This is a genomic window from Pseudomonas sp. P5_A2_2 (genome assembly GCF_054177685.1).
Genome location: NZ_JBGCUL010000478.1, coordinates 1 through 3461, shown reverse-complemented (window position 1 = coordinate 3461; position 3461 = coordinate 1). Strand labels below are relative to the sequence as shown.

5 protein-coding genes are annotated in these 3461 nt (G+C 60.3%); 4 read left to right on the top strand and 1 reads right to left on the bottom strand.

Annotated features, from left to right (window positions below):
* On the bottom strand, positions 1-430 hold a 430-nt coding region (locus tag ACXRVY_RS20725; protein WP_458238124.1), incomplete at its 3' end, for a GntR family transcriptional regulator.
* A gap of 205 nt (positions 431-635) precedes the next feature.
* On the opposite strand from ACXRVY_RS20725, the gene ACXRVY_RS20720 reads away from it, so the two are divergent.
* The 4 genes from ACXRVY_RS20720 to ACXRVY_RS20705 all read left to right on the top strand — a co-directional run bounded on the left by ACXRVY_RS20720 (position 636) and on the right by ACXRVY_RS20705 (position 3351).
* Positions 636-1076 (top strand): carboxymuconolactone decarboxylase family protein, encoded by a 441-nt coding sequence (locus ACXRVY_RS20720; RefSeq protein WP_223462903.1) that lies wholly within the window; start codon positions 636-638, stop codon positions 1074-1076.
* Between the two features lie 73 nt (positions 1077-1149).
* Entirely contained in the window at positions 1150-2127 is a 978-nt protein-coding gene (locus ACXRVY_RS20715) for a LysR family transcriptional regulator (protein WP_223462902.1), read from the top strand.
* A gap of 92 nt (positions 2128-2219) precedes the next feature.
* Positions 2220-2741, top strand: a complete 522-nt coding sequence (locus ACXRVY_RS20710) for a GNAT family N-acetyltransferase (protein ID WP_223462901.1) — start codon at positions 2220-2222, stop codon at positions 2739-2741.
* 115 nt (positions 2742-2856) lie between these two features.
* Complete coding sequence (locus ACXRVY_RS20705) at positions 2857-3351, top strand: hypothetical protein (protein ID WP_223462900.1); 495 nt, start codon at positions 2857-2859, stop codon at positions 3349-3351.
* The last annotated feature ends 110 nt before the right edge of the window (positions 3352-3461 follow it).

The window sequence follows — 3461 nt, the reverse complement described above, 5'->3', positions numbered from 1 at the left end:
GTGCGTGAGAGGTGCAGCGTCGCCAGTCATCCTGGGGGAACTGGCCCTTGCCGGTGGCGCCGCCGATGAAGTCGTAGCGCAGCGAGCCCTCAAGCGTCGGGTGACGCAGAAACACCGGCAGGTTGCGCCAGGACTCGATCACCTCGAAACCGGCAAGCTCGCAATGGCTCTGTTTACGCTGCACCTTCGAAGTGCGCGCGTTGACGTAAGTGCCTTTGCCGACCACGCCGGTGAGGAAGTTTTCGTAGGTCAGCTGGGCGTAGGTATCGGAAATGGTCTTGCGCGAAATACCCAATTGCTCGGCCAGCAAACGGCTGGGCGGCAGTTGCGTCCCGGCGGTCAGGCGACCGGACTCGATGGCGCTGCGCAGTTGGTTGTACAGCTGGCCGGCCAGGTCCTTGCGGCCGTTGATGACAACATGTAGTTCCATACCGGCGAGGCTCCGGGGCTGTTGAGGCGCGTGTGCGTCGCGCAAGATTACCCCTATCCGCTTGTCGTGCAGAAGTTGTGCAGTGGAAAAACCGTCAATTGGTCTGGCGGCGGTGGTCCCCGGAGAATTCGCCTGATTGGATCTGTCATGCCCCCGCGCCAGCGACTACCGTGAGAATCACATCACTGCTGCACGAGATCGCTCCATGACCCCCCGCCTGGATTACTACAGCGCGTCCCCCAAAGCGATGAAAGCCATGATCGCGATGGAGGCCCTGACCAGCAGCCTGAGCATCGAGCAGGGCCTGCTGCACCTGATCAAGATCCGCGCTTCGCAGCTCAATGGCTGTGCCTTTTGCACCGACATGCATTCGGTGGATGCACGGCGCCTGGGCGAAAGCGATCGGCGCCTCTATTGCATAGTGGTCTGGCGCGACAGTAATTTTTTCAATCCGCGGGAAAGAGCCGCGCTGGCCTGGACCGAGGCGGTCACCTTGCTCTGCGAAAGCCACGTGCCGGACGATGTCTACGCCCAAACCCGGGAGCAGTTCAGTGAAAGCGAAATGGTCGACTTGACCATCGCCGTCACCACCATCAACAGCTGGAACCGCCTGGCCGTGAGCTTTCGCCAGACGCCCAGCACCTGAGTCTTTGTCATGCCAGGTTCATGAACGATCCGCAGGATGTAACTGTCAGTGTCAGATCGACAGGGAGTCTTAGATGTCAGTCATGGAAACCAGCACCCGCCTGGGGGCTACCGAGTATCGTGTAGCCATTGATAAAAACCCCTCCTGGCGCCAGTTGGCAGCAGGTATCGACCCCGAACTGGCGCTGTGTTTCACCGCCAGCGCCCGTTGCGGTTGCTTCATGCAGGCCGCCCGCAGTCTCAACCTCAAGGCCACCCGCCTGCGCAGGCAACTGGTGCTGCTGGAGACGCAACTCCAGTGTTCGCTGTTCGTTCATTCCGACAATGGATTCAGCCTCAGCCGCGATGGCTTGCGGCTGCACGCACAATTGATCGCCCTGGCCCATGAGCGCAATTTACCGGTGATCGAGCAGCCGTTGATTCGGCTGGCCGTGGCGGATTCGATCCTGCATGACCTTCTCGGACGCGGCCTGGTTACACTGCTGCGGCGCAACGCCAGCGTGCGGCTGGACATCATCACGCTCGACAGCGAATTGTCATTGCAGGCGGTCAGCGCCGACGTGGTGGTGTGGCTGGGCGAGACCGAGTCGCCATCACCGGGGCCAAGCTTTGCCACCACTGAACCCCGGCGTCTGGTGCAACTGGATTACCTGCCGCATATTGCCAAGCGCTACTCGCGGGTCGCTTCCAGGCCGGAATGCCTGGATGACCTGGCCGGTTTTCTCCTGGTGCAATGGCAGCAGGACGGCCAGGTTGAAAGCTTGCGGCCATGGAATGCGCTGGTGGATCAGCGCCTGGCCGGAGCGGTGCAGCTGCAATCCTGGGAGCTGATGCTGGAGATGATCCGTTGCAGTGCCTGCATCGGCCTGCTGCCGCACTACATGAGCCACTTCGACCGCGGGCTGGTTGCCTTGCCGGGCTTGTTTGACCAGCCGATGCGACGTCAGGTGTGGATGGCGGTCAATGCCCATTCCGGGGACGATGCGCAGGTACGGATGATCGTCGAGTTGATCGAAAACACCTTCAGCGAGCGCCGGGCGTGGTTTGAATGAAGATCGCTTGAATAGACTGCAAGCTCCCTCGCCACAAAGGTTTCGTTCGGGATAGAGTGAGCGGCCATGTCTGCTTCAAGGATGATTCACCCATGCCAGCCACCGAACCCGTTATCACCCTCGAACGCTTCAACGAGTCCCATATCGAAGGCATCACGGCGCTGTACAACGACCCGCAGATCGCCCGACAAACCCTGCAAATGCCGTTTCAGTCCACCGAGCTCTGGCGCAGTCGCCTGGCGCTGGATAACGAACGCCTGGTGAAAGTGGTGGCCCTGCATCAAGGGACGGTCATCGGTAACATTGGCCTGGAGCAGTTCTCACGCATTCGTCGCAGCCATGCCGGCAGTTTCGGTATGGGCGTTGCGGTGGCGTGGCAGGGCAAGGGCGTGGGTTCGAAGCTGGTCGCGACGGCACTGGATATCGCTGACAACTGGATGAATCTGCAGCGCATCGAGCTTTCGGTGTACGCCGACAACGAAGCGGCCATTGCCCTGTACCGCAAGTTCGGCTTCGAAACCGAGGGCCTGTTCCGTGATTACGCCGTGCGCGACGGCGTGCTGGTGGACACCTTGAGCATGGCGCGCCTGCGTCGCCCGCCCAAGGCCGGTTGAGTCAGCCGCCCAGGGCGAACCTCTGGCGTACCTCCCGGCTGTTAGTTGCACACCGGCTGCACGCATCTGCCATGCTCAAAGTCCGTAGCACCGCTGCAACCAAAGGAACACTGCAATGGACGATGTACAGCAACTGGGTGAAATGCTGCGCCACTACGCCGAAAGCGAAGCACACAAGAAGCAACTGTTCGAGTCGCAATCGGCGGTTTGGGCCACCTGCATTAATGAGTTGTTCGATCAGATTCAGCAATGGCTGGAGCCGGTGCAGGCGCCGAACCTGCTGGAAGTGAACCGCGAAGCGTATGTCGCCTCGGGCCCCAGCATTCCTGTCGAGACATCGCCATTCAAGACCGAGAAACTGTCCATTGTGATTGCCGGCAGACCGGTGGAATTTGTCCCGGAAGTCATGGGGGCAGGTGGGCAGATTTCATTGGCGGTGATGGGATTGACCGCTGCGCGTTTCGGCAGTGTCTCGCTGGTTTGCCAACCACCGTCGCGTAGCTGGCAGTGGCGCAAGACCAATGGACTGAAGGATCCGGATATCTTCCCGTTCGATGCGAATCTTCTGGCGCAGCAGTTGCAGAGCCTGATTCCCCGGGATCGTGGCTGAGCCTTTGATCAACGACACATGACCCTGTGGGAGCGAGCTTGCTCGCGATGACGTCGGTAATGCCGATAAAAAACTCAGGTCAGACAGGCCTTTGAGCCCCGCATCATTTC

What these genes read in the sequence shown, in the direction of transcription:
- ACXRVY_RS20720 (WP_223462903.1), top strand. Translation starts at nt 636, where the DNA reads ATGACCCCCCGCCTGGATTACTACAGCGCGTCCCCCAAAGCGATGAAA.
- ACXRVY_RS20715 (WP_223462902.1), top strand. Translation starts at nt 1,150, where the DNA reads ATGTCAGTCATGGAAACCAGCACCCGCCTGGGGGCTACCGAGTATCGT.
- ACXRVY_RS20710 (WP_223462901.1), top strand. Translation starts at nt 2,220, where the DNA reads ATGCCAGCCACCGAACCCGTTATCACCCTCGAACGCTTCAACGAGTCC.
- ACXRVY_RS20705 (WP_223462900.1), top strand. Translation starts at nt 2,857, where the DNA reads ATGGACGATGTACAGCAACTGGGTGAAATGCTGCGCCACTACGCCGAA.